At 64.6% G+C, this 22,421-nt stretch carries 23 protein-coding genes; 14 read left to right on the forward strand and 9 right to left on the reverse strand.

The window, feature by feature from the left end; translation table 11 throughout:
• Positions 1-99 precede the first annotated feature (99 nt).
• A complete protein-coding gene (locus tag M2341_RS11775; RefSeq protein ID WP_264585363.1) occupies positions 100-1,533 on the reverse strand; it encodes a sialidase family protein in 1,434 nt (477 codons plus the stop codon).
• A 134-nt stretch (positions 1,534-1,667) separates the two neighbouring features.
• On the opposite strand from M2341_RS11775, the gene M2341_RS11780 reads away from it, so the two are divergent.
• A complete protein-coding gene (locus M2341_RS11780; protein WP_264585364.1) occupies positions 1,668-2,810 on the forward strand; it encodes an alpha/beta hydrolase in 1,143 nt (380 codons plus the stop codon).
• A gap of 42 nt (positions 2,811-2,852) precedes the next feature.
• On the opposite strand, the gene M2341_RS11785 is transcribed toward M2341_RS11780, so the two are convergent.
• From M2341_RS11785 to M2341_RS11795, 3 genes are all read right to left on the reverse strand, one after another.
• Entirely contained in the window at positions 2,853-4,424 is a 1,572-nt protein-coding gene (locus M2341_RS11785) for a tannase/feruloyl esterase family alpha/beta hydrolase (protein ID WP_264585365.1), read from the reverse strand.
• A gap of 132 nt (positions 4,425-4,556) precedes the next feature.
• On the reverse strand, positions 4,557-6,098 hold the full coding sequence (locus tag M2341_RS11790) for a carboxylesterase/lipase family protein (protein ID WP_264585366.1): 1,542 nt from the start codon (positions 6,096-6,098) through the stop codon (positions 4,557-4,559).
• 31 nt (positions 6,099-6,129) lie between these two features.
• Positions 6,130-7,035 carry a dienelactone hydrolase family protein gene (locus M2341_RS11795; protein WP_264585367.1) on the reverse strand — a complete coding sequence of 302 codons (906 nt, stop codon included), beginning with the start codon at positions 7,033-7,035 and terminating at the stop codon, positions 6,130-6,132.
• A gap of 133 nt (positions 7,036-7,168) precedes the next feature.
• Between M2341_RS11795 and M2341_RS11800 the strand changes: the two genes are divergently transcribed.
• The gene (locus M2341_RS11800) at positions 7,169-8,494 is read left to right on the forward strand and encodes a sugar porter family MFS transporter (protein ID WP_264585368.1); all 1,326 of its coding nucleotides are present in this window, start codon (positions 7,169-7,171) and stop codon (positions 8,492-8,494) included.
• An 8-nt stretch (positions 8,495-8,502) separates the two neighbouring features.
• Here the strand turns inward: M2341_RS11800 and M2341_RS11805 are convergent, their stop codons facing one another.
• On the reverse strand, positions 8,503-8,646 hold the full coding sequence (locus M2341_RS11805) for a hypothetical protein (RefSeq protein WP_264575467.1): 144 nt from the start codon (positions 8,644-8,646) through the stop codon (positions 8,503-8,505).
• Complete coding sequence (locus tag M2341_RS11810; protein WP_264575466.1) at positions 8,643-9,122, reverse strand: hypothetical protein; 480 nt, start codon at positions 9,120-9,122, stop codon at positions 8,643-8,645. Before M2341_RS11810 ends, M2341_RS11805 begins: the two co-directional genes overlap by 4 nt.
• A gap of 106 nt (positions 9,123-9,228) precedes the next feature.
• On the opposite strand from M2341_RS11810, the gene M2341_RS11815 reads away from it, so the two are divergent.
• Positions 9,229-10,116, forward strand: coding sequence for an MBL fold metallo-hydrolase (locus M2341_RS11815; RefSeq protein WP_264585369.1), 888 nt, complete (start codon positions 9,229-9,231; stop codon positions 10,114-10,116).
• Positions 10,117-10,131: 15 nt separating this feature from the next.
• Here M2341_RS11815 and M2341_RS11820 read toward each other — a convergent pair whose 3' ends face one another.
• Together M2341_RS11820 and M2341_RS11825 are read right to left on the reverse strand one after the other, a co-directional pair.
• Complete coding sequence (locus tag M2341_RS11820; RefSeq protein WP_264585370.1) at positions 10,132-10,422, reverse strand: YciI family protein; 291 nt, start codon at positions 10,420-10,422, stop codon at positions 10,132-10,134.
• Positions 10,422-11,684: an aromatic ring-hydroxylating dioxygenase subunit alpha gene (locus M2341_RS11825; RefSeq protein ID WP_264585371.1), complete on the reverse strand. Its 1,263-nt coding sequence runs from the start codon at positions 11,682-11,684 to the stop codon at positions 10,422-10,424. The genes M2341_RS11820 and M2341_RS11825 overlap by 1 nt, the downstream gene beginning before the upstream one ends.
• A gap of 135 nt (positions 11,685-11,819) precedes the next feature.
• On the opposite strand from M2341_RS11825, the gene M2341_RS11830 reads away from it, so the two are divergent.
• Positions 11,820-12,113, forward strand: coding sequence for a hypothetical protein (locus M2341_RS11830; protein WP_181560119.1), 294 nt, complete (start codon positions 11,820-11,822; stop codon positions 12,111-12,113).
• Positions 12,114-12,167: 54 nt separating this feature from the next.
• Positions 12,168-12,761 carry a hypothetical protein gene (locus M2341_RS11835; RefSeq protein ID WP_264585372.1) on the forward strand — a complete coding sequence of 198 codons (594 nt, stop codon included), beginning with the start codon at positions 12,168-12,170 and terminating at the stop codon, positions 12,759-12,761.
• Positions 12,762-12,797: 36 nt separating this feature from the next.
• Here the strand turns inward: M2341_RS11835 and M2341_RS11840 are convergent, their stop codons facing one another.
• Positions 12,798-13,790: a protocatechuate 3,4-dioxygenase gene (locus M2341_RS11840; RefSeq protein WP_264585373.1), complete on the reverse strand. Its 993-nt coding sequence runs from the start codon at positions 13,788-13,790 to the stop codon at positions 12,798-12,800.
• Positions 13,791-13,988: 198 nt separating this feature from the next.
• Between M2341_RS11840 and M2341_RS11845 the strand changes: the two genes are divergently transcribed.
• The 9 genes from M2341_RS11845 (at position 13,989) to M2341_RS11885 (ending at position 22,414) form a co-directional block, all read left to right on the forward strand.
• Positions 13,989-15,224 (forward strand): acyl-CoA dehydrogenase family protein, encoded by a 1,236-nt coding sequence (locus M2341_RS11845; protein WP_264585374.1) that lies wholly within the window; start codon positions 13,989-13,991, stop codon positions 15,222-15,224.
• Between the two features lie 38 nt (positions 15,225-15,262).
• Entirely contained in the window at positions 15,263-15,712 is a 450-nt protein-coding gene (locus M2341_RS11850) for a hypothetical protein (protein WP_264585375.1), read from the forward strand.
• Between the two features lie 18 nt (positions 15,713-15,730).
• Positions 15,731-15,934, forward strand: a complete 204-nt coding sequence (locus M2341_RS11855) for a hypothetical protein (protein ID WP_264585376.1) — start codon at positions 15,731-15,733, stop codon at positions 15,932-15,934.
• 30 nt (positions 15,935-15,964) lie between these two features.
• Entirely contained in the window at positions 15,965-17,371 is a 1,407-nt protein-coding gene (locus tag M2341_RS11860; RefSeq protein WP_264585377.1) for an MFS transporter, read from the forward strand.
• Positions 17,372-17,451: 80 nt separating this feature from the next.
• Entirely contained in the window at positions 17,452-18,258 is an 807-nt protein-coding gene (locus M2341_RS11865; protein WP_264575458.1) for an amidohydrolase family protein, read from the forward strand.
• 55 nt (positions 18,259-18,313) lie between these two features.
• Positions 18,314-19,483 carry a WD40/YVTN/BNR-like repeat-containing protein gene (locus tag M2341_RS11870; protein ID WP_264585378.1) on the forward strand — a complete coding sequence of 390 codons (1,170 nt, stop codon included), beginning with the start codon at positions 18,314-18,316 and terminating at the stop codon, positions 19,481-19,483.
• Positions 19,484-19,668: 185 nt separating this feature from the next.
• Positions 19,669-20,529 carry an amidohydrolase family protein gene (locus M2341_RS11875; RefSeq protein ID WP_264585379.1) on the forward strand — a complete coding sequence of 287 codons (861 nt, stop codon included), beginning with the start codon at positions 19,669-19,671 and terminating at the stop codon, positions 20,527-20,529.
• A 38-nt stretch (positions 20,530-20,567) separates the two neighbouring features.
• Positions 20,568-21,674: a zinc-dependent alcohol dehydrogenase gene (locus M2341_RS11880; protein WP_264586036.1), complete on the forward strand. Its 1,107-nt coding sequence runs from the start codon at positions 20,568-20,570 to the stop codon at positions 21,672-21,674.
• A 95-nt stretch (positions 21,675-21,769) separates the two neighbouring features.
• Positions 21,770-22,414: a GntR family transcriptional regulator gene (locus M2341_RS11885; protein WP_220128545.1), complete on the forward strand. Its 645-nt coding sequence runs from the start codon at positions 21,770-21,772 to the stop codon at positions 22,412-22,414.
• Positions 22,415-22,421: the final 7 nt, after the last annotated feature.

Below are 22,421 nucleotides of genomic sequence, written 5' to 3' on the forward strand. Positions count from 1 at the left end.
AAGGCACTTCGTCCTCCTTACGCCTTCACCGCTGATGGTCATGCTAGGGCCATCCACTGCATCGTGTCAACATTTTGAATTTAGTTTTGACTAACGATCTTATTTGTTGGGCGGCTGTAGGTCGCCCAGCAGCGCTGCCAGCGGAACGCGCGCATATATCACCTGCCCTGCCGCGCCCGCCGGCCAGCCTGTCCAGGCGGCGTGAAACGCGTCTCTCCCGGCGCCCAGATTGCTGATGAAGTCCCCGCCCGCCGAATAATCCTTTGCCAGCGCGTCCGGCACGCGCGAGGAGGCGGGCGAGACGCGCCGCACCGGCCCGAAGCGCTCACCATCGGTAGACGCCGCGATATAGAGGTCATAGCTGCCGTCGGCATGATAGCCCCGCCAGAGCAGCCCCAGCACGCCTCCGGGCGTATAGGCCAGCGCCGGCCGCGACGACCGCACCACACCTTCAGGCGCGGCCGGGCCATCCAATGTCTGCCAGTGGGCGCCGCCATCCCGCGTGATGCGCACCGCTGGCGTCCCCGCCTTGTCGGACGCCAGCGCGAGCGCATATTGCCCAGCATGGGCCGGATGCGCGGCGATCGGCGGATAATGGACCAGCCGGTCGAAATACTCGACCTGTGTGACGAGGTGCCGCTGCACCGTCGCTCCGCCATCCGCGCTGGTGGCGAAGACCACGCACAAGCACTTGACGCCATCGACCGGCACGGCTTCCGCCAGATAGCTGTAGGCAAGCGTACCGTGGGCGACGACATAATGCCCGTCCCAGCGCTGCGGCCAGCCGGGCGCACCAAAGGCGCGGATCGGCCCCCAGCTTTTGCCGCGATCCTTCGAGACGGTGTAGAAGCGCTGCGAGCGCAGCGCCTCGCCCGGCGGGGCCGGATAGCCGCCGGAGAGGATGATTTCCCCGCTCACCGCGTCGATCACGCCGCGCCCCCCGTCCCATGGCACATGCGTCGCTTCGGCCGGGACCGTGGCATTGGCCTCGAACCGCGCCTCTTCCCCCGTCGCGATGCCGCTGGAGATCGGGGACCAATTATGGCCCCAGTCGGTCGAAAGGCGCATGACTACCCGCCCTGACGCATGCTCGCCCTCCGGCGCGTTCTGCGGCAGCACGCCCGCCAGCGTCGCGCCGATCAGCAGCTCGCCCTGCGGACCAATGTCCACATAAGGCGAGTTGCACACGGGCGTGTCGGCCATCGTCCAGACCAGCGGCTGGGTATCGAAGCTGCGCCCACCGTCCTTGGATAGCGAAAGGTGGCACTGCATGCCCCGCTCGCCGGCGGGTTCGCCAGGCCTTGTCATGGCCAGATCCCGCCAGATGACCGCGACGCGCTGCGGGTTCGCGGGGTCGACTGCGATTTCCGGCACTGAGGCGGAAAAGGCCGCGCCGCCGGTGCTGAGTTGCTGGACCATCGGCATCTCCGCCTCCGGTCGTGCCCCCGCAGGATGACAGCCCGCCACCAGTGCCACTGCTCCTAAGCCAGCAAGCGCCCGCACCCCGCCCTTACCCTGCGCCAGACCGACCATATCCACTCTCCCTCGACCAGCAAAAAGACCGATTTGGACGGCCCCTTTACAATCGATTGTATTCATGTGAGTCTAACAATTCCAGATGCCAATTTGCGATGCGGCACAAAAATCAGACTAAATGAGAGGTTTATATGGGAGAATCATTCGCCAAACGCCCGGCGTACAGCCTGTGGTCGCGACTAGTGGCGCTTACGGGCGCATCGGTGGTCGCGCTGGCCTTCCCCGCCGCCGCACCGGCCCAAACGGCTGACAAGGCGGACAGCAATCCAGTGAAGATCGATGCCGACGGCACAGTGCATGTGCCCGCGATGAGCGTACCGGTTTCCAGTTTCCTGACCGATGAAGCCAAGGCCTATCTGGCCGAGCATCTGCACGACATGCAGGACCGTGAATCGAAGACGCTGCCGGAAAATGGCGTCCCCTTCTTCATGAAGCCCTATATGGCCTCGGCCAAGGCGATGTTCCCGCTGGTCCGGCAGGAAACGACCATCGCAGGCGTGCCCGCCATCACCTACACGCCTACGCAAGGGGTCAAGCCGCAGAACCAGAAGCGCATTCTGCTCAACCTGCATGGCGGCGGCTTCGGCGGCTGCTACCCCGGTTGCGCCGAACTGGAATCGATGCCGATCGCCTCGCTCGGTGGCTATAAGGTCATCACCATCGATTATCGCCAGGCGCCGCAATATCGTTTCCCAGCCGCGAGCGAAGATGTCGCCAGCGTCTATCGCGAACTGCTCAAGACCTACAAACCGGCCGATATCGGCATCTATGGCTGCTCGGCGGGCGGCATGCTGGTCGGCATGGCCATGGCCTGGTTCGACAAGGAGAAACTCCCCATGCCCGGCGCCATCGGCATTTTCTGTGCCGGCATGACGCTGGAGAAAGGCCCCGGCTTCGGCGGCGACGCGCATTATACCACCGCCGCCATCGGCGAGGCGAACCCGCCGGCGGAACAGCCGCCGCCGCTCGGCAAAGGTCTTCCCCCGCTGCAGTATCTCGAGAAGGTCGACATCAAGGACCCGCTGGCCGCACCGGCCAACTCGCTCGAACTGCTGGCCAAATTCCCGCCGACGCTGTTCATCACCGGCACGCGGGCCTTTGAACTGAGCTCCGCAGTCTACTCACATGGCCAGATGGTGAAGGCCGGCGCCGATGCCGATCTGCATGTGTGGGACGGCCTGTTCCACGGCTTCTTCTACAATCCGGTCATCCCGGAATCGCAGGATGCTTACGAGGTTATCGTCAACTTCTTCGACAAGAAGCTCGGCAAGTAGCGGGTGGAATGCGGCGCAGCGGTCTCCCATCTGCGCCGCATGTCAGTAAGGAGCCGGCGGCGGGCCAGCCTCCATGCCGGCGCCCACCCAGTCGAACCGGTCGTCATGATCCTTGGCGATCGGTACCGGCGCAAAGCTGCTGGCAGAGTTGATGTCCCCCCGGCCCGTATAGCGTATCTGCACCGGGAACGGATAGGTTGGGCGGCGGCGGACTGTGCCATCCTCCAGAATGGCAGCGCCTTCCACAGCACCGGGCGCCGCGCCCCGCTCTACCCAATCGACCATCGGCCCGAGCAGGTCGTGCTGGTAGGCGACATAGCCGCCCGCGCAGTGATAGACGCCGGGGAACATGTAGACCCGCATGAACGGATCGGTCCCGGCAAAGCCGCCCATCGCGTCCCGGACGCGCTGATAGTAGTCCGGCAGCAGCCATGATCCTGCGGCATTGTCCGCCTCGCCCTGCCACATGATCAGCTTGCCACCGCGCGCCTTGAATGCCGCGAGATCGGGATTGCTGGCGTTATAATAGCCGCCCTTGTCGATCAGATCGGCCAGGGCGGCCGCATCGGGCTTCCATGTGCGCCAGTCGAAATCCTGATGGGTTTCGCCATTGTAGATCATGAACTTGATCTGGTTCGCCGCCAATTGATAGCCGTCGGCCACGAAACTGCCCGGCCCGGTCCACAGCAATTCGGACCCGTAAGGCTCGCCGCCAAAGAACAACGGCCGGCCCTGTGCATCCCTCGGCCCTTCGTAAAGCCGATGCATCGTCTCGGCCTGCTGCGCCGTCACGCAATCGGCCCGCTGCCCCGGCTTGCAGACGAGCGTGCGCGGATCGAACCGACAGCGACGGGGATTGTCGATCTGGCCATCCTTGAGGCCATCAAGGCCATCGCACGCCGCCATCACTGCCCGATGAAGCAATTGGGTGGATTGCGGCGTGAGAATGGGTTGGCCATCCGCGCTCCTGGCCACCTGAGACTCATGGATGATGCGGACGACGCCCGGCGTGATCCACAGAGCGGGCGCGCCTGCGATGATGCCGTCGAAATCATCAGGATAGCGCTGCGCTTCCATCATGGCTTCGCGCCCGCCATTGGAGCAGCCCATGAAGTAGGAGTAAGCCGGCTTGCGTCCATAGAAGCGGGCGATGATCTCCTTGGCGACACGCGCCGTCACATGCGCCGCGCGATAAGCAAAATCGGCCCGCAATTGCGGGGCATGAGCCGCCCACAGCGTATCGCGCGCGTCCGGCCCGACATGGCCGCTATTGTTGAAGCTCACGGCAAATGCGCCGCTGAAGGCCGTCTGATTATCGCAGGACGGCGACACCGTCTGGTAGATCACGCCACAGGCCCCGCCACAGCCACCCTGCAGGTAGCGACCGGTGTAGGTTTCTGTCGGCAGGTGCAGCTCGAACTGAATCTGCGGCGCGATCATGCCCTTGATCCGGCAGAATGCCACGCCATTGTCACGCGTCTCCAGCGTTGCGCTGCTGATCCGCGCCGGCGCGCCCTCGATGGCCAGCAGATCCTCGGTGGGCAAGGCGTCGCAGGCCATGACCGGCATCACGACCGGCCGCTCGGGCAGCGGTGTGAAATGGACCGGCGGCATCGGGGATTTCGCGGGCTGAGACTGAAGCGACGCGCTGCTGACACAAGCGAGCATGACGCCCACCGCGAGTCGTGCCAGCCTCTTGATCCAACTTGTCCGCATAAGCCTTCCCCCTCTCCGCTACCTTCGCGTTCAACGCGGTTTTATGGTCTGATCCGCTTCGTCGGCCTCGCCGTGATAATGTCGGTCGATGAGGTCGAGCAACACGGGTTCGCGCTCGCCGATCGGCGCCGCGCCTTCCGCACCGAAGCGCAGCGCGACATGGGCCGGCACGCCATGAGCCGGCCATTGCGGCAGACCGGCTCCGTTGGGATTGCCGGTGCGCGCGAAGTTCAGCCAGTATCCGCTCAGCAGCCGATGGATCATCTGCTCCTCGGCATCGAGCGTCCGCCCTGCGGGCTGATAATTGCCGAAGATATAGGCCAGCTCCGCGCCATGATGGGCCGTGCGCGGGCGGCCGGCCGGTTGGGGAGGCGCATAATCAAAGACATAGCGATAGACTGGCGCCCGGCCGGTCTTCGTCTGCAGGCCAGACCACATCGCGGCGGTGAAATTCCCCCACTCGACATTGGTGAGGCGCCAGCGGGCATCGGTGGGATCGGCCTCCCCGTCGGCACCGATGGCGGTAGCGATGGCCGGTGCCAGCGGACCATATTCGGCCTGCAGGCCCGCATTCAGCGCCTCCCGGCTGATCTCGGGCGGGCGCCCGAATTCCTGCGTGGTGCCACCGATAATCATCGGCACATCATTCTGCGCCCCGGCCAGATAAATCTCGCGCACGCTGCGCGGCAGCAGCCAGCCGTCGACATTTGGCTCATATTTCTGATCGTCCGGGATCAGCAGCTTGTCCGTGGGCAACTTGCGCAAGGCGGCGAGGCTGGTCACGCCGCGCTCAGCCATGAAAGCCTTGCCCAAGGCCTCGACCTTCCGCAGCGGCAGGGCCGCCCGCACCCCGAAGGACGAGCCGGATTCGCCGATGGCCTTGGCGAATAGCCCCTTGGCGAGCGGCGAGGCGGTGAGGATGTTCACTGTTTCGGAGCCGGAAGACTGGCCGAACACCGTCACATTCTGCGGGTCGCCCCCGAAGGCGGCGATATTCTCCTGCACCCAGCGCAGCGCGGCGACGGCATCGAGAACGCCGTAATTGCCCGAGGCGCCATGCGGCGATTCCGCACTCAGCTCCGGCGTGGCGAGGAAGCCGAGCGCGCCCACCCGATAGCCAAAGCTCACCAGCACCACGCCCTGCTGCGCCAGCGCGCGTCCATCGAAGATCGGCAGCGCAGTCGATCCACCGCGAAAGCCGCCGCCATAGATCCACACCATCACCGGGCGCTTGGCCTGCGCGCCCATCTGCGGCGTCCAGACATTGAGATAGAGGCAATCCTCGGACGTATCCTTGCGCGCCGGCAGCCCACCGGGGCAAGCTGGCGCAAAGGTCGTCGCCTGCCGGGGCCGGGTCCAGCCCGCCGGCGCTGCAGGCGGCCGCCAGCGCAGATCGCCGGTCGGCGCGGCGGCATAGGGCACGCCCTTGAACACCAGCACGTCATTCTCGCGCGCACCGATAACGGGGCCTTGTGCCGTCTCGGCGCGCGGCGCCTCCGTCGCGGTGCCTTGCGGCTGGGCGAAGGCGGGCGCCGCGACAAGCGTGCCGGCCACCATCAGGGCTGCCAGCAAGCGGCCTCTCCCGGCGATCTTCCTCATGCGATCAACCATTGGCGCGGCCCCCGCGCGCGCAATCATGCGTCGCGAAGAAGTCGAGCGTCTGCGGCAAATAGCGCACCCAGGCATCGCCATGCGTGCCTTCGGGGATCAGTTCCATACGCGCGTCGATGCCGGCAGCTTTCAGGCGCTCAGTCAGTGTCTGCGTGTCGGATGCGTTCGCGCGATCATCCTTGCCGCCATGCACCAGCAGCACGCTGGAGATGGGCTTCAGCTGCTCGACCGGATAGTCCGGCCAGGGCGGCCCGCCGCTCGCCGAGATGGCGCACCAAAGCTGCGGATCGGTCTGTGCGAAATGCAGGACGCCGGTCATGCCCATGGAATTGCCCATCAGATACACGCGGCGCGGATCGATATTATAATCGGTCATCGCCTTGGCCAGCACGTTGCGCACATCCGCCTCAGCCAGCGCGGATTGCTGCTCTGGCGTCATCGTCGCTTTCTTCCCCATGTCGGGCAGCGCCGAGGGGAGCGGGAGATTGGCGCCATAATCGGCCATGCCATTATAGCCATTGGGCGAGACCACCACGAAGCCATGCTTTTCCGCCTCCCGCTGAAGCCCACCCCCGGCATCGTCAAAGGGGCCATCAGCAGTGCTGCCATAGCCATGCAGAATGAGCACCATCGGCCAGTGCCGGTCCGCCCGCCAGTTTGATGGCAGGAAGACCCGGTACGCGATCTCCTCACCCTTGGCCTGCGGCATGGCATAAGTGAGCTTGAGATCGCCGGTCTGTACCGTGCTCGCATTCGCCGCGGCGGCATTGTTCTGCGCATCCGGCGCGGCCCCGTTGCACCCGGGCAGCAGCAAGCCCAGAGCCCCGAGCGCGAAAAGCGCCTTGCCCCCGGAAAACCGCGCAGCTAGCTTGGCGTCAGGCCTTTGAAATGGGGGCATCGTCGCTCTCCTCAATCCTCATCTTGCAATCCATTGCGAATCATCTTTATTCATGATCGTATAACAAAGCGAGATCGGCACCAGCGTTCTTCTGGATAAATTGACCGACCGCTAACCGGACAGGAGACGCGCCATGCCCAATCGCTCTATTTCGCTCTGGGCTTTCACGGCGGCGCTGGCCGGCCTGCTGTTCGGTTTCGACACCGCAGTGATTTCAGGCGCGGAAATGGCCATTCAGCGGACCTGGTCGATGGGCAGCGCGATGCACGGGCTCGCCATATCCTCTGCCCTGTGGGGCACGGTGGTCGGCGCCTTGTTCGGCGCGATCCCCAGCGATCGCTATGGCCGCAAACCGACGCTGATCTGGATTGGCATCCTCTATCTGGTCTCCGCCATCGGATCGGCGCTGGCGTGGGACCCGTGGTCGTTCATGGCCTTCCGCATCATCGGCGGCCTCGCCATCGGCGCGTCGTCGATCGCCGCGCCCGCCTATATCTCGGAGATCGCCCCGTCGGCCTGGCGCGGCAGGCTCGGTATCCTGTTCCAGACCATGATCGTGCTGGGCATTCTCATCGCCTATGTCTCCAATGCCTTCATCAGCGGCATGGGTGCGGCCGATTGGCGGATCATGCTCGCCATCCCTGCCATCCCCGCTGCGCTCTTTCTCCTCGCCACCGTCGTGCTGCCGGAGAGTCCGCGCTGGCTGTTGCTCCACAAGGGCAATGAAGCCGAGGCGCGGCGCGTTCTGGCCATGGCCGGCGGAGATATCGAGGCGATCCGCGCCACGGCCGACCCCGCTGGCGAAAGCCGGATGACGCTGCGCCGCTTCTTCGATGGGCATCTGCGCCGCCCGATCATGCTCGCCTTCCTGGTCGCCTTCTTCAACCAGCTCTCCGGCATCAACGCGATCATCTATTATGCTCCCCGCATCTTCGGCCTTACCGGCGCGGAGGCGAGCGCCACCCTGTACGCGACAGTGGGCGTCGGCGTGGTCAATCTGGTCTTCACGCTGGTCGGCATGGCGCTGATCGACAGTGCCGGGCGCCGGAAGCTGATGCTGATCGGCTCGGTCGGCTACATCGTCTCGCTGGCCATGGTCGCTTACGGCTTTGCGAGCGCGCATTACACGCTGGTGCCGGTCTTCATCTTCCTGTTCATCGCCGCCCATGCCATCGGCCAGGGCGCGATCATCTGGGTCTACATCTCGGAAATCTTCCCGAACAATGCCCGCGCGACGGGTCAGGCGCTCGGCACCGGTACGCATTGGGTGCTCGCCGCCGCCCTCACCCTCATCATGCCCGCCGTGCTCGCCAGCGTCGCGCCGGTATGGATCTTCGGCTTCTTCGCCTTCATGATGGTGCTGCAGTTGCTCTTCACCCTGTTCATGATGGTCGAGACGCGCGGCCGCTCGCTGGAGGAGCTATCGGCGGATCTGGCGAGCGAGCCCGCCCGGCCCTGACCGCCGGGCTACTTGCCGATCAGGCCGACAAACAGGTAGAAATTATAGGCCTGCAGCGCGATGGCGAACCAGCCGAACGCATAGAAGGCGATCCGCAGCCAGCGCCGGCTCTTGGACCGGACCTCGCGGGGCGATGTGGTCTGCACGGTCATAGCCCGGCCTCCTTCGGTGTCGCTTTCCAGGCAAGCATGGGACGATAATAATCGAGGTAGCACCAGATCAGCCACAAATGGATCAGCAGCACGCACAGGCCGCCGATGATCATGTCGCCGATGGCGGCGAGCACCTGCGCATTGGTCACCGTGCCCTTTATCCAGCCCCAGATATCATCGAGGATCAGGGCATCGAGCATGAAGGTGCCGAAAATCACCGGGAAGGCGACCACCAGCATCAGCGGGACGCCCCGGTTGAAAACCAGCGACAGGCCCAGCAAGATTTCGACCACCTTGGCCATCTGGAACATCCAGCCGGTGCGGATCATCTCGGTGATGACCACATGTTTCATTGGGGCATCAAGCGGCATGTAGATGCTCGGCAGCGGCATGAAGCCGAAGAACCAGTTGAGACCGCTCAGCAGGCTGAAGATGCCGAGCAGCATCCGGGCAGAAACCACCATTGGCTTGAACATACCATCTTCTCCCGCTCCGCGACCCCACCCGAATTGCGCCGATTCGAGTTGACAGCGCCCTTGTAACGCGCATGAATTGCTAGGCAATCATGTATTAGGATTTCTCATGACGCCGCAGACTCTGGGCCGGATGACGATCAGTCGTGTCATGGAAATGGAGTCGGCCATGCCGCTGGCGATGATCTTTCCGCAGGTGACGGCGGATGATCTCGCCGGCCTTGCGCGATGGTATCGCGATGACAGCCTGACCGGGGACCCGGCGACCTCCCTCGTCACGCTCAGCATGCACAGCTTCGTCGTCCAGCTCGATGGCCAGAACATCCTGATCGATAGCTGCAACGGCAATTGCAAGGCCCGCAGTGTGCCCGACATCCACATGCTCGACACGCCCTATCTCGAGAATCTGGCGAAGCTCGGCCTGCGCCCGCAGGATATTCACATGGTGCTCTGCACGCATCTCCACATGGATCATGTCGGCTGGAACACCCGGCTGGAAAATGGCCGTTGGGTGCCGACCTTCCCCAATGCCCGCTACATCTTCGGCAAGCGCGATTATGATCATTGGTCCACCCAGCAGGACGTCCCGCCGCATCGCGAAGCCTATGAGGATTCGGTGCTGCCAGTGGTGGAAGCAGGACTTGCCGACATCGTCGATACCGACAATCCGCGCGCGGCGTTCAAGGAGATTGGCGATGGCGTGTGGCTGGAGCCCGCCTATGGCCACTCGCCGGGCAGTTGCCTCGTCCACGCGCAGGGCGGCGGCGCGGCGGCGACATTCTGGGGCGATGTGATCCACCACCCTGTCCAGCTCCTGCGGCCCGACCTGCAGCTGATGTTCGATGACGATGGCGACGCCGCTGCGCAGGTGCGCCAGTCGCTGCTCGCACGGCTGGCGGATACCGATACATTATGCTGCCCCGCGCATTTCAGGGGCAACTCCGTCGGTCATGTTCGCAGTGATGGCGACGCCTATCGCTACGATTTCGTCGGCTGATCGGCCTGTCGCCGGCTAGGCCGTAGGCGGCTTCATCGCGGCAATCCGGAACCGCCGGACCGAGACCAGTTCCAGCACGCCCGCCGCGACATAGGGGTCGGCCTGCGCCGCCGCCTGCGCGGCGTCGAGATCGGCCGCCTCAATGATGACGACGCTGCCGATGGGGCGGTCATCCTCGTCCAGCAAGGGGCCGGTCAGCGGCATGGCTGGCCCGAACCCCTTGCGATAGGCGATATGCTCGGGCCGCTTGGCCTCGCGAAGCTCGGCAGCGCCAAGCTCGCGATACTCGACCAGAAAATGCGCCATCAAGCTGCTGCGCCCACCGGCTGGAGATCATCGCCGAGCGGCTGGATATCCTGCCACTTCTGCGTCGGCTCGAAGTTGAACGTCTCGGCCGTGATCTGGCCCCAGTCGAACTGGCCCTGATCAGCCTCGGGCATCTCGCCGGTCTCTGCCAGCCGCCGCGCCGCCTTCAGCATCATGCGCCGGAATGCCACGACAGCCATGTCCGAGCGCCCGAGATGCTCTTTCGAGCGGTCGGCGATCTTGCCCATCGTCTCGCTCACGGCATGATCCTGCAGGGCGACGCCGATGATGCCGGACATGTTCTGCGTCCGCATCATCTCACGGTCCTGATTGTACCAGACCGACATGCCGTTGGTCTTGAAGAACTGTTCGTCATGCGGCGTGTTCGCCTCGCCCAAGCGGTGCTCGCGGTCGATGGTCTGGCCGGGATCGTAGAAGAACTGGATGTGCCAGGTCGTGTAGTCGTCACGCGGCACGAACGCATTGACCAGCCGGCGATTGCGGCGGAATTCCGGCGCCTTGGGACCATCGGGCGGAATGAAGGTGTAGAAGGGCAGCGGCACCTGCGTCATGCGGCCCTGCTTCTGCTCGCCATCGTTGCGGACGGCGCAATAGCGCATGCCGTAGCGGGTATACTCGATCTCGAGCTTGGGCCGCAGATCCTTCTCGTGCGGCCATTTCGCCGGCTGATCCCAGGCGCTGTCACGGTGCAGGATGCCCGCGTGCGAGCTGTCGACCGCGCCTTCCAGCGCTTGCGCGTAGTTGCACTCGTAGATGACCTTGAAGGCCTCGCAGCTGCCCGGCGGCATATCGAACCAGGGGAAGTGCGGGAACACCGGCTCCTTCTCCTTCGGCCCCATATAGGTCCACACCATTCCGCCCGCGACGCGCGTGGGATAGGCCTTGACCCGCATTGCCTTGGCCAGCTTGGAATTTTCCGGCTCGGCCGGCGTGTCCACGCACTGACCGGTCACATCGAACTTCCAGCCATGAAACAGGCAGCGCAGGCCGCACTCGCCGTTCACGCCCAGCGCCAGCGAGCTGCCGCGATGCGGACAATGCTCGTCCAGCAAGCCGATCCGCCCCTCGCTGTCCATGAAGGCGACCAGCTCTTCGCCGAGCAGCTTGATGCGCACCGGCTTGCCGTCTGCCTGCAACTCCTGAGTCAGCAGGGCCGGCATCCAGAAGCGGCGCATCAACTCGCCCATCGGCGTGCCGGGACCGATCCTGCAAAGCAGCTCGTTATCTTCGTGAGAGAGCATTTGACGCACCTGACATTGTTAGACAATAAGATATAAATATCGTGGCTCGCCCGAAAAGTCACTACCCAAAAGTTGCCGGCATGCGCGCCGGCCCGATAAGGCGGAGCAGCCGCCGCACTGAACTGGAGATACTGCGTGGACCTGGACGATATTCTGCCGGTGGAGAACTTCTCGGACCTGACGATCCAGACGCTGGCCGACCGGCTACAGCGCAGCAGCGGCGCCGAACAATGCATCTACCGCGAGAGCGAGCTGGACGAACTCTGGCGGCTGATCGACATTGCCCTCAAGGCCGGCGGCGACACGCATTATGATTCCGAGCAGCTTCATCATCTGCGCGATCTGGTCCACCGCGCCCATGATCTGGTCGGCATGGAAGACCGCCCCCGGGAGGCGGCGGAAGTGCTGCGCGAGGCGTTGCTGCGGTAGAACGCCGCACCGTCAGGCCGGGAACGGCCGGCTGGCCTTGCGGGTTCTTTGGCCATGAACAGCGCTAAACTCATTCTGCTGATTCCCGCCTTCTCGCTCGCTGCCTGCGGCGGGGCGCCGAGGGGAGAAAATCAGACCCTCGATCCGTCCAACGCGGCCAGTCCGGCAGCGATCAACGCGGAAGGTCCAACCGAGCCTCCGGCCGCCGACGAAGCAGGTGCGGCCAGCAACCGCGCCGCCGCGCCCGACTTCACCCCGCCGGTGCTGACACCGGAAGCGGAACGTACCGTGAAAGGCGCGCGCAACGTGCTGATCTCCTTCGCGCGCGCAGTCGAGCAACGCGCGTTTGATCAGGCCTGGGCGTTGCTCGCGCCGGCAGACAAGGAAAAGTGGAGTAAGAGCGCGTTCGCGGCACTCTTTGCCGACCTCTCCAATATCATGGTCGCAATGCCGGACGGCACGATGGAGGGGGCGGCGGGCTCCAGCTACTACACGGCCCCCGTCACGATCACCGGCAAGGATCGCGATGGGCGACCAGTGCGCATGGAAGGCGAAGCCGTGCTGCGGCGGGTCAATGATGTGGATGGCGCGACGCCCGCGCAATTGCGCTGGCATTTCCAGAGCCTGACGCTCGACTGGACGCACTGAGGCTAGGCGGGCGGCGTCTGCCACCCTCGCCCGGGATTACTTCCAGTAAACGAACCCCATCGCATTGCCCGTCCCGGCCTCGCTGCGATAGCAAGGCACATAATCGAGCACATGGCCCTCCAGCCCAAGCTGCGCCATCGCGCCAGCCACCGGTACCCAGTTCTTCATCTCGGACGTGCCATCGCGGAACGTCTCTTCGCCCATGTTGAAGACCGGATCGAAATCCTTGCTTTCCAGTGCGTTGAGAAACGGCTTGTCCACCGTTTCGTCAATGACGAAATGGGTCAGACCGCCACTGGCGATCAGCGCGACGCGCTTGTCGCTGTCCCAACCGCGGATCGCTTCCAGCAGGGACTGGCCGAACTTGTAGCAGCGCTGGACGCTCGGCTGGTTGGGTGGGAAGAAGGTGTTCACCGTCACCATCACGCTCGGGCAGGGCCGGTCGCGCATGATGCGGCGATAGACGAACCCCCAGGCGTGGGGCGCCTCCGGGCGCGGCATGGCAGACATTGCCGCGACGTCGAACTCGTCCGCCATTGCCTGCTCGATGATCTTGAGCGCCAGGTCCGGGCAGCCGGGATAATCCGCGCCGCCAGCGGGAATATAGCCCTTGAGCGATGGCGCAATGCCCGGCGGCAGTTCACTCAGCCGCTCCGGTGTGAACTCGTAATTGGTGATTGTGTCGCCATAATGCACCGCGAAGGCAGGGTTGAGCGTCTTGCGAAAGATCTCGTCCTGATCGTTGCCGACGATCACGGCCACATCCACCCGCGCCTCCTCGAACAGGTCGGCCAGCGCCTCGATATTCTGCTGGCAGCGCGCCTGCCGCTCGTCCCACACGGATTTGACGGTCTGCTCGCCGAGCCGCTCCCCGGCCCGTGCTTCCACTAGCTCATCGAAGGTCCAGGTGCCGCCCTTCCACGCATGCTTGTTGGCCTTGTCGGCAGGCACGCGCAGGCCCCAGCTCTCGGTTTCGGTGACCAGCATCGGGCCATGGCTCGTGCCGATACCAAGAACGATCTCTGCCATGCTCTGCTCTCCTGCCGATGCTCTTTTGTGGTCGTTGCACGGACGGGCAACGTGGGGTGTTGATGTCCGCCTCATTATCGGATACCTGTTTGTATAACAATCCTGCATCGTGGGTCAATCGCGGGCAGAAGGAGCTGCGGCGCTCAATGAGCCGACGGAAGCCCCGAAGATGAACGCAATGGAGGAAGGATGACGAACATGGCGAGCCAGGCAAACGCGGACGTTGCGACGTTGGATATTGCGGGCCGTTACCCGGTCGTCGAATCCAGTGCGGATGCGATTGCGCGCATTCGGGCGCTGCTCCCGCAAATCGCGGCGGCGGATGCCGAGTCGGAGAGCGCTCGGCGCCTCTCCCCGCATGTGGTCGATGCCATTCGCCAGACGGGCCTGTTCGGAATCGTCATGCCGCGCAACCTTGGCGGATCGGAGCTGGGCTTTGCCGATCTCGTGCGCGTCACGGCGGAGATCGGCACTATGTCAGGCTCGGCGGCGTGGATTTTCGGCGTACTGGCCGGGCATAGCTGGCTCATCAACCTGTTCCCCGAGCAGGCGCAGCGCGAGGTGATGGACGATCCCACCACGCTCATCGGCACCGTCTTCCGTCTCGGTGGCGAGGTCGTGGAGGAAAATGGCGGCTACCGGCTGACCGGTGGCGCCGGGCGCTTCTGCTCCGGCATCGATTATGCGAGCTGGGTGATCATCGGCAACGCCGTCAAGAAGGCCGATGGCCGCATGGAGCCGCGCTTCTTCGTCCTGCCCAAGTCCGAGATCGAAATCGTCGACGACTGGTTCACCATGGGCATGCGCGCGACCGGCAGCCGCTCGATCAAGATCGACAGCGCCTTCATCCCCGCCCATCGCAGTTGCAGCCTGGCCGACATGCTGGCTGGTTCCACCCCAGGTGCGCGCGTGCATGAGGGTGCAGTCTACCGCATGCCTTTCTCCAACATTGCGCCCTTCTCCATCGTCGGCGCGCCGCTCGGCATGGCGCGGGGCATGGTGCAGCGCTTTGCGGCGGATATCGGCAAACGCTTGGACGGCGCCGAGCCGCTGGAAGTCGCCGAGCAATCCGCCACCTTCGCGCGTATCGCGGAGATTGGCGCCGAGGTCGACGCTGCCCTCGCGCTGATCTTGGAGGACGCCCGCATGGTGGATGAGGCCCGCGATCCCGCGGAAATCACGCCGCTTCTGGGCGCGCAAATCTCGCGCAACTGGGCGTGGGGCGTGCAGCGCGCGCGCCATGCCGCGAACCGGATCTTCGAGGCATCGGGCGGCAGCGCCATCTATGATGGCAGCGCCATGCAGCGCCTGTTCCGCGACATGAACTCCGGCGCGCAGCACTTCGCCTTCACCTGGGATCGGGCGATGACCGGCTATGGCCGCGCCGCCGCCGGACTCAAGGCCGGGGCTTTCGCCATTCCCAAGGGGAAGTGAGTCACGAGGGGCTGACCGATATCAGGGGAGGACGCGGCATGAGGGGCGTGATCGAAAAATACGGTGTCGTCTTCTGCCGCTATTATCTCGGCGGCTTCAACCTCGTCTCCGGCCTCAACTACTTCATCCTCTTCTGGCCCCAGCCCAAAATGGGCGCGGCGGCCGGCAATGAGTTCGTGCTCGCCGCCACCGATCTCAACCTGTTCACCTATGCCAAGATCATCGAGCTGACCGCCGGCGCCTGCCTGCTGCTCAATCGCTTCGTGCCGCTTGCGCTGACGCTTCTGATGCCGGTGACGCTGATGATCTTCCTCACCAATGTGCCGTGGGTGCCCCTGCCCCACATCCAGCTCTCGGTGACGCGCAATCTGGTCATGCACCTCATCTTGCTCGCGGCTTATGCCAATTACTTCCTGCCTCTGCTCAAGGCGAAGACCGCGCCGCAGCCGATCTGGAAGCGGCCGTCCCGGCTGATGCGGGCACTTTAGGCAGGGATCGACAGGCGAATGGCGAACTTCAGCTTCAAACTCGACGGCCAAGTCGACATGATGAGTCTCAATCCGCTCGAAATGACGAATTTTGAGATGGTCGGCGCGCTCTTCGGCATTATGGGCATATTGATCACCCTGTACCTCAGCCGAAAGGCCGCCGCACGGCAACGCCCCCATGAGTTCATTCCGCAAGAAACAGACGAAGACGCCGTCGGCTAGCCGGCCACTGCGCGAGCGGACAGACCTGGCTTGAAGCGGTTTCTGTCCCTGAAGAGTCGCGGCGCGATCCTCATTGCGTCGACCGCCATGTTCATGGTCCAACTCGATGCGTCCGTGCTGGCAGTCGCGATCCCGGAGATTTCCACCGACTTTGGCCTGCCTGCCATCGAACTCAGCCTCGCCATCACCATCTACCTCACCATGCAGATTGCGCTGCTGCCGATCAGCGGATGGGCGGCCGAGCGCTTTGGCCCGAAGACCGTGTTCATGATCGCGACGGCGGGCTTTGCCTTCTTCTCCATCTGCTGTGCCGCCGCCCCCTCCTTCTGGCCGTTCATTGCCGCGCGCGCCCTGCAGGGGGCGACGGCCTCCCTGATGACCCCCGTCGCCCGGCTGCTGCTGTTACGGCAGACCAGCAAGGAGGAGTTGGTGGATGCCATGGCGATCGTGGCGATGCCCATGCTCATCGCGCCGACGCTCGGCCCATCGATTGGCGGGTTCATCGTGCAATATGCGCGCTGGGAGTTCATCTTTCTGCTGAACATCCCCGTCACCATTGCTCTGCTGCTCGCAGCATGGCGCACCATTCCGGCCAGCCCGCCCGACGCCTCCAGACGACTGGACATGGTCGGCGCCGCGCTGCTCGGCGGATCGCTCGTCTGCCTGCTCACCGGGTTCGACCGGCTGGCCAGCGGCGTCGGTCGCCCATTGCCCTGGATGTTGCTCGCGGTCGGCACGGTCCTGTGCCTTGCCGGACTGAAGCATATTCGCACCCATCCGGACCCGGTGCTGAAGCTCGATGCCCTCAAGGATCCGAGCTTCCGGACGACGGTGATCGGCGCGGGCGCCATCGTCCGCATCCCGGCGCGCGCGATGCTCTTCGGCCTGCCGCTCATGTTCCAGATGGCCTATGGCTTCACGCCCATTCTGGCCGGCGTCATGCTCATGGCGCTCAATGGCGGCGATCTGCTTGCCAAGCTGTTCATTCGCCCCCTGTTCGACCGCTTCGGCTTCTCGGGACCGGTGATGCTTTCGAGCTTCGCAGGGCTGGCCGCGATCGCCGTGGTCGCCCTGGCCGATCAAGGCCCCTGGCTCGCTGCCCTGATCTTCGTGGCGCTGCTCGTCGCCGGGCTGGCCCGCTCGGTGCTGTTCACCGGCATGACCTCGCTGACCTATGTCAGTCTGGACAAGGACACGATGACGCAGGGCAATGTGCTCGCCAGCATTTCCATGCAATTGTTCGCGGCGCTGGCGGTCTCGCTCACGGCGCTGCTGCTCGGCCTCCTGACGCAATTTGCCGGCCATCCAGAGCCGGGGCTGATGGAGTATCGGGGCGCCATGCTGGCCGTGGCGCTGATCGGGCTCGTCGCGACCCTGCTCATGCGCCGGCGCATCCCGCGCCATTTGAGCCAACTCGCCGTGCGGGATGAGGACTAAGCCGACGGCTAGAATCGCCTAACATTTTACGCTAACGATATCGGCCAACCCCCGGCGATGACAGCCTGTGAGGATATGCCGTGCTCCTGATTGACGCCCATTGCCACGTCTCGCCCCTGTGGTTCGAGCCGGTCGAAACCCTGCTCTTCCAGATGGACCGCCACAATGTCGCGCAGGCGGTGCTGACGCAGATCCTGGGACAATTCGACAATCGCTATCAGCGCGATTGCGTTGCGCGCTATCCGGATCGCTTCGTCAGCGTCGGCGCCATCGATCCGGCTGCGCCTGACGCGGCGAACCAGCTCGGTGCGCTAGCTGATGACGGCATGGCTGGCCTGCGCTTACGTCCTGATGCCCGCAGCCCGGGTGACGACCCGCTGGCCATCTGGCGCGCAGCGGAGCGGCACGGCCTCGTCATTAGTTGCGGCGGGCCGAGCGCGCAGTTTGTATCGCCCGCGTTCGCCGATCTCGTCAGCAGCGTCCCGACCTTGCCCATCGTGCTGGAGCATCTGGCGGGATGGGTCAGACCCGACTGCGACCGAAAGCCCGAGACCTGGACGGCACTGCTCGCGCTCGCGCGCTTCCCTAATATCACGGTCAAGATCCCCGCGCTGGGGCAGTTGATTGCCCGACCCGTCGGTCAGCCTCTGCCTGCATCCGGGCCTGTGCTCGACCCGGCGGGCGGCGCACCGCTGATCGAGCTGCTCGATGCCTTCGGGCCAGACCGGCTGATGTGGGGCAGCGACTTCCCCGTCGTCTCCTCGCGCGAGGGCTATGCCAATGCGCTCGGCTGGACGCGCGATGTGTTCGAGCAGCACCGCCCCGCCAGCGTCGCGGCAATCTTCGGTGGCAATGCCGGCAGAATATTCTTCCGGCGCAAGGCTTGAAGACTGGAATATATTGTTATACAAAACGATATATTCTATTGCTGGAGCACATCCCATGGCAGAGGCTGCCAAATCCACGATCATCTGCATTTCCGCGAACGGAAAGACGAGCTCCGCCAGCCAAAGCGCCGCAAACCGGATGCTGATCGCCACCGCGGACGGCGTGGTGGATTTTCGCCGGGACAATCTTGATGCGCCTTGGACCCGGCAGCCCGATATGCTGCTCCCCGGCCATCATGTCAGCGCGCTCGTCTATGACGAGGTGACGGACATGCTGTTCGCCGGCCTGCATTATGAGGGCGGCCTGATGGTCAGTTCTGACCATGGCAAGAGCTGGGAAGCGCGCAACAACGGCCTGCAATCCGGCCATGTCTACAGCCTGCTCGTGCAGCACGACGGCGACCGGACGATCCTCAATGTCGGGACCGAACCCGTGATGTTCTACCGCAGCTTCGATCTGGGGCAGAGCTGGACCGCTTATCCCGGCTGCACGCAGGTCGAGGGCACCGAGCACTGGTTCTTCCCTCGCTCCCAGCCCCATGTTAAGCATATCGCAGCCCATCCGTCCGAGCCGGACACGATCTACATCTGCGTGGAGCAGGGCGACCTGCTGCGCACCGAAGATGGCGGGGAAAGCTGGACGTCGCTCAACTCCATGGAGCGCCCGGACGACAAGTTCCGCCGCGACCAGCACCGGGTGACCTTCTATCGCGACAACGCCGCCGAGATTTTCCTCACCACCGGCATCGGCCTGTATCACACGGCGGACCGGGGCGAGACCTGGGAGCGCCTCACCGACACCAGCCACCCCTGCGCCTATCCGGACCCGCTGTTCGTGCATCCGCGCAAGGAACTGATGTTCATGGTCGGCGCCGGCATGAACCCCAATCCCAATTGGGGCGCGGAAGGCACGGCCTATCCCAAGTTCATGATCAGCACGGACCATGGCAAGACCTGGCGGACCAGCATGATCGGCATGGCCGATCCGATCGCAGGCAATCTGGAAGTCGCGGCGATGCACGATTCTGCCGAGGGCGGCGTGGAGCTCTTCGCCGGCTCCGCCTGCGGGGAACTCTACGCAAGCCGGGACGAGGCGCAGAGCTGGCAGCGCATTGCCGACGGGCTTCCGGCGATGTCCAAGGGGCCGCACTTCCGCCACTTCCTGCCGCCTGACGAACGCGCGGCTTATGAAGAAAAGCTGCGCGCGCTCAACGCGTTCGCCTGAGCAAGAACGGTCGATCGTCAGCGGGCGACAGACCCGCTGGCGGCTTTCAAGGGGGGAATGGTCTTGGACAGGCTTCAATCGTCGGCTTTGCGCATTGTCGAACGCGCTCGGATGCCGCGGCCTGATCAGGATGCGGCGGCGCACGGCGCCGGTCCCTCGTCTCACTGACGGGTGCAATTTCGCTCATGATCGACTGCCACGCCCATCTTGTTTCCGATGACAAGACCACCTACCCGCCGGCACCGCCGGGCGGCCTGCTGCCGCCAATGGCGTTCGACAACCTCATGACGGCCGAGACGCTGCTGGAGGAGATGGACAAGTCCGGCGTCGAGCGGGCCGTGCTCGTGCAGCGTGGGTCCATCTACGGGTTCGACAGTCGCTATGTCTGCGACAGCGCCGCGCGCTATCCGCAACGCTTCGCCGCCGTCTGCTCCATCGACGCTACGCAGGCCGATTGTGGGGAGGCCGTGCGATATTGGGTTGGCGAGCATGGCGCCGTCGGCATTCGGCTGATGGAACTCATCAAGGGTTCGGACATCGCGTGGCTCGACTCCCCGGTGGCGCGCGATGCCTGGCAAGCCGCCGCCACGCTCGACGTGCCGGTCTGCGTCCATTTCTTCCCGTGGAACCGCGACATCGGGCTGGCGCATCTGGAGCGGATATTGCGCGAGGTGCCCGGCCTGACAGTCGTCATCGACCATCTCAGCTCCATTCAGAGCGATGCCGGCGGCCCGGACCATGGCATCGATGATCGGCTGCGGTCGATCGCGCAGTTCGGCAATGTCGTCGTCAAGTTCACGACCATTCCGCTGGGGCGGCTGGACAAGGCGGGGATCGACCCTTGCCCCGTCATCGAGCGCGTGTGCGATCTGTTCGGCGCGGAGCGGATGATCTGGGGATCGGACATCACCCAATCGCCCGGCAGCTATGACTATATGGCCGCGCTCGGTCGCGCAGCCGTGCGCAATCTTACGGCCGCGCAGCAGGAGATGATCCTGGGCGGAACGGCGATGCGCGTTTACGGCAAGAGCTGGGGCAAGGCCTGAGCGCAACGGGCCTTCGCGACGAGAATTGGAGGGGAATGATGGAATCCGTGTCTCGTGCTGCCGTGAAGATCGATATCGAACGATCTGAAATCAGAGAATTTCTGTTCCCTCCCCTTGGCGACAATGACGGGCTGCTGAAAGTCGAGGCCTCGGGCGTGGGTGGCAGTGACCCCGAAATGTACCGGCGTGAGAACACGGCGCCGTGCATCATGGGGCATGAGAATGTCGGCACCGTCGCCCGCATCGGCGACGCTGCGGCGCAGCGCTGGGGCCTGCGCGCCGGCGATCGCATCGCCCTGCACGAATATCTCCCCTGCTGGCATTGCCACTGGTGTCGCCAGGGCGATTTCCGCCTGTGCATGGAGGCCGACTTCTTCAACGTGAAGGATCGGTTCAACACCCTGCGCTACGGCACCTGCAATGCGGACATTCCGCCGCATCTATGGGGTGGTTTCTCGGAATATATGTACCTCGCGCCCAATGCCGTCATCCACAAAATCCCGGCAGACATGGATGCCCGGCTGGCGACGCTCGCGGTGCCGCTGGGCAATGGCGTGCAATGGGCAGTGCTGGATGGCGGTGCGGGACTGGGCAAGACCGTGCTGGTCTTCGGCCCCGGCCAGCAGGGCCTCAGTTGCGCGCTCGCCGCCAAGCAGGCGGGCGCGCTCACCGTCATCATCGCCGGCATGACGCGCGACCGCACCCGGCTGGACCTTTCGCTCAGCCTCGGCGCCGACATCGCCGTGGACGTGCAGCAGGAGGATCTTGCAGCGGTGGTCATGCGGGCGACCGGCGGCATGGGCGTGGATGTGGTGGTGGATACCACCGGCGATCCCGATGGCAAGATCGCCGAGCAAGCGGTGGCGCTGTCGGCCAAGGGCGCCTGGCTCAGCCTCAATGGCCTTAGCGCTTCGGTGCCGCTGGGCGAGATCAAGAAGCGCTACCTCACCGTGCGCGCACCGCGAGGCCACAGCTATCGCGCGGTGCAGATGGCGCTCGACATTCTCGCCAGCGGCAAGTGGCCAGCCGAAAAGCTGTGCAGCCACGATTTCCCGCTGGAGCAGGTGCATGAGGCGATCCTCGCCACGGCCGGGCGCGGGATCGAGGGCGCCATTCACGTCACCGTCTCCCCGCACAAGAGTTGATCGCAGCCCCCTCCCCGCCTCCCGCTCTGCCTATTGCCTCGCCCGCCAAAATCCTCTTCCATGGCGCACTGCCACCAGCCGCAAGGAGCATCTATTTGGCCACGCAGATCGACATGGGGGACTCCCTGCCCAATGTGGTGGCGGATGAACTGCGGGCGCTGATCGTGCGGGGCACGTTGCTGCCGGGCGAACATCTCGGGCAGACCCAGCTTGCCGACCGGTTCGGGCGCAGCAAGGTGCCCATCCGCGAGGCGCTCAAGCTGCTGGCGGCAGAAGGCTTCCTGCGCCACGACCATAACAGGGGCTATTTCGTGGCGCCGCTGGAGCTGGAGGAAGCCCGCCAGCTCTACAAGCTGCGCCGCTGGCTGGAAGCCGAGCTGCTCGCCACAGCGGTCTGGCCGACGGACGCACAGATCGCCGAATTCCGCCGCCAGTTCGATGCGCTGGATGCCATGGATCAGGTGAGCGATTTCACCAATTGGGCGCTGGCGCTGGAAAATCTGCGCCTCGCCCTGTTCGCTTTATCGCCCGAGCGCATCCTGCTGCGCGAAGCCACCCGCCTCTGGCGGCTGACCGACCGCTATCGCTCGCTCATGCCCCGCACGATGGGCGAGAGCCCAGAGCGCAAGCTGATCGACGCCTTGGCCGCACGGGACCGCGACGCGCTGCTCGCCGATTATATGCAGGCCCGCGCCAAGATCGAGGGTGCGCTGGAGCAGGTCTTCCAGCACGGCCGCTAGGGCCAAT

This window comes from Sphingobium sp. B7D2B, assembly GCF_025961895.1.
In the GTDB taxonomy this organism is placed as follows: Bacteria; Pseudomonadota; Alphaproteobacteria; order Sphingomonadales; family Sphingomonadaceae; genus Sphingobium.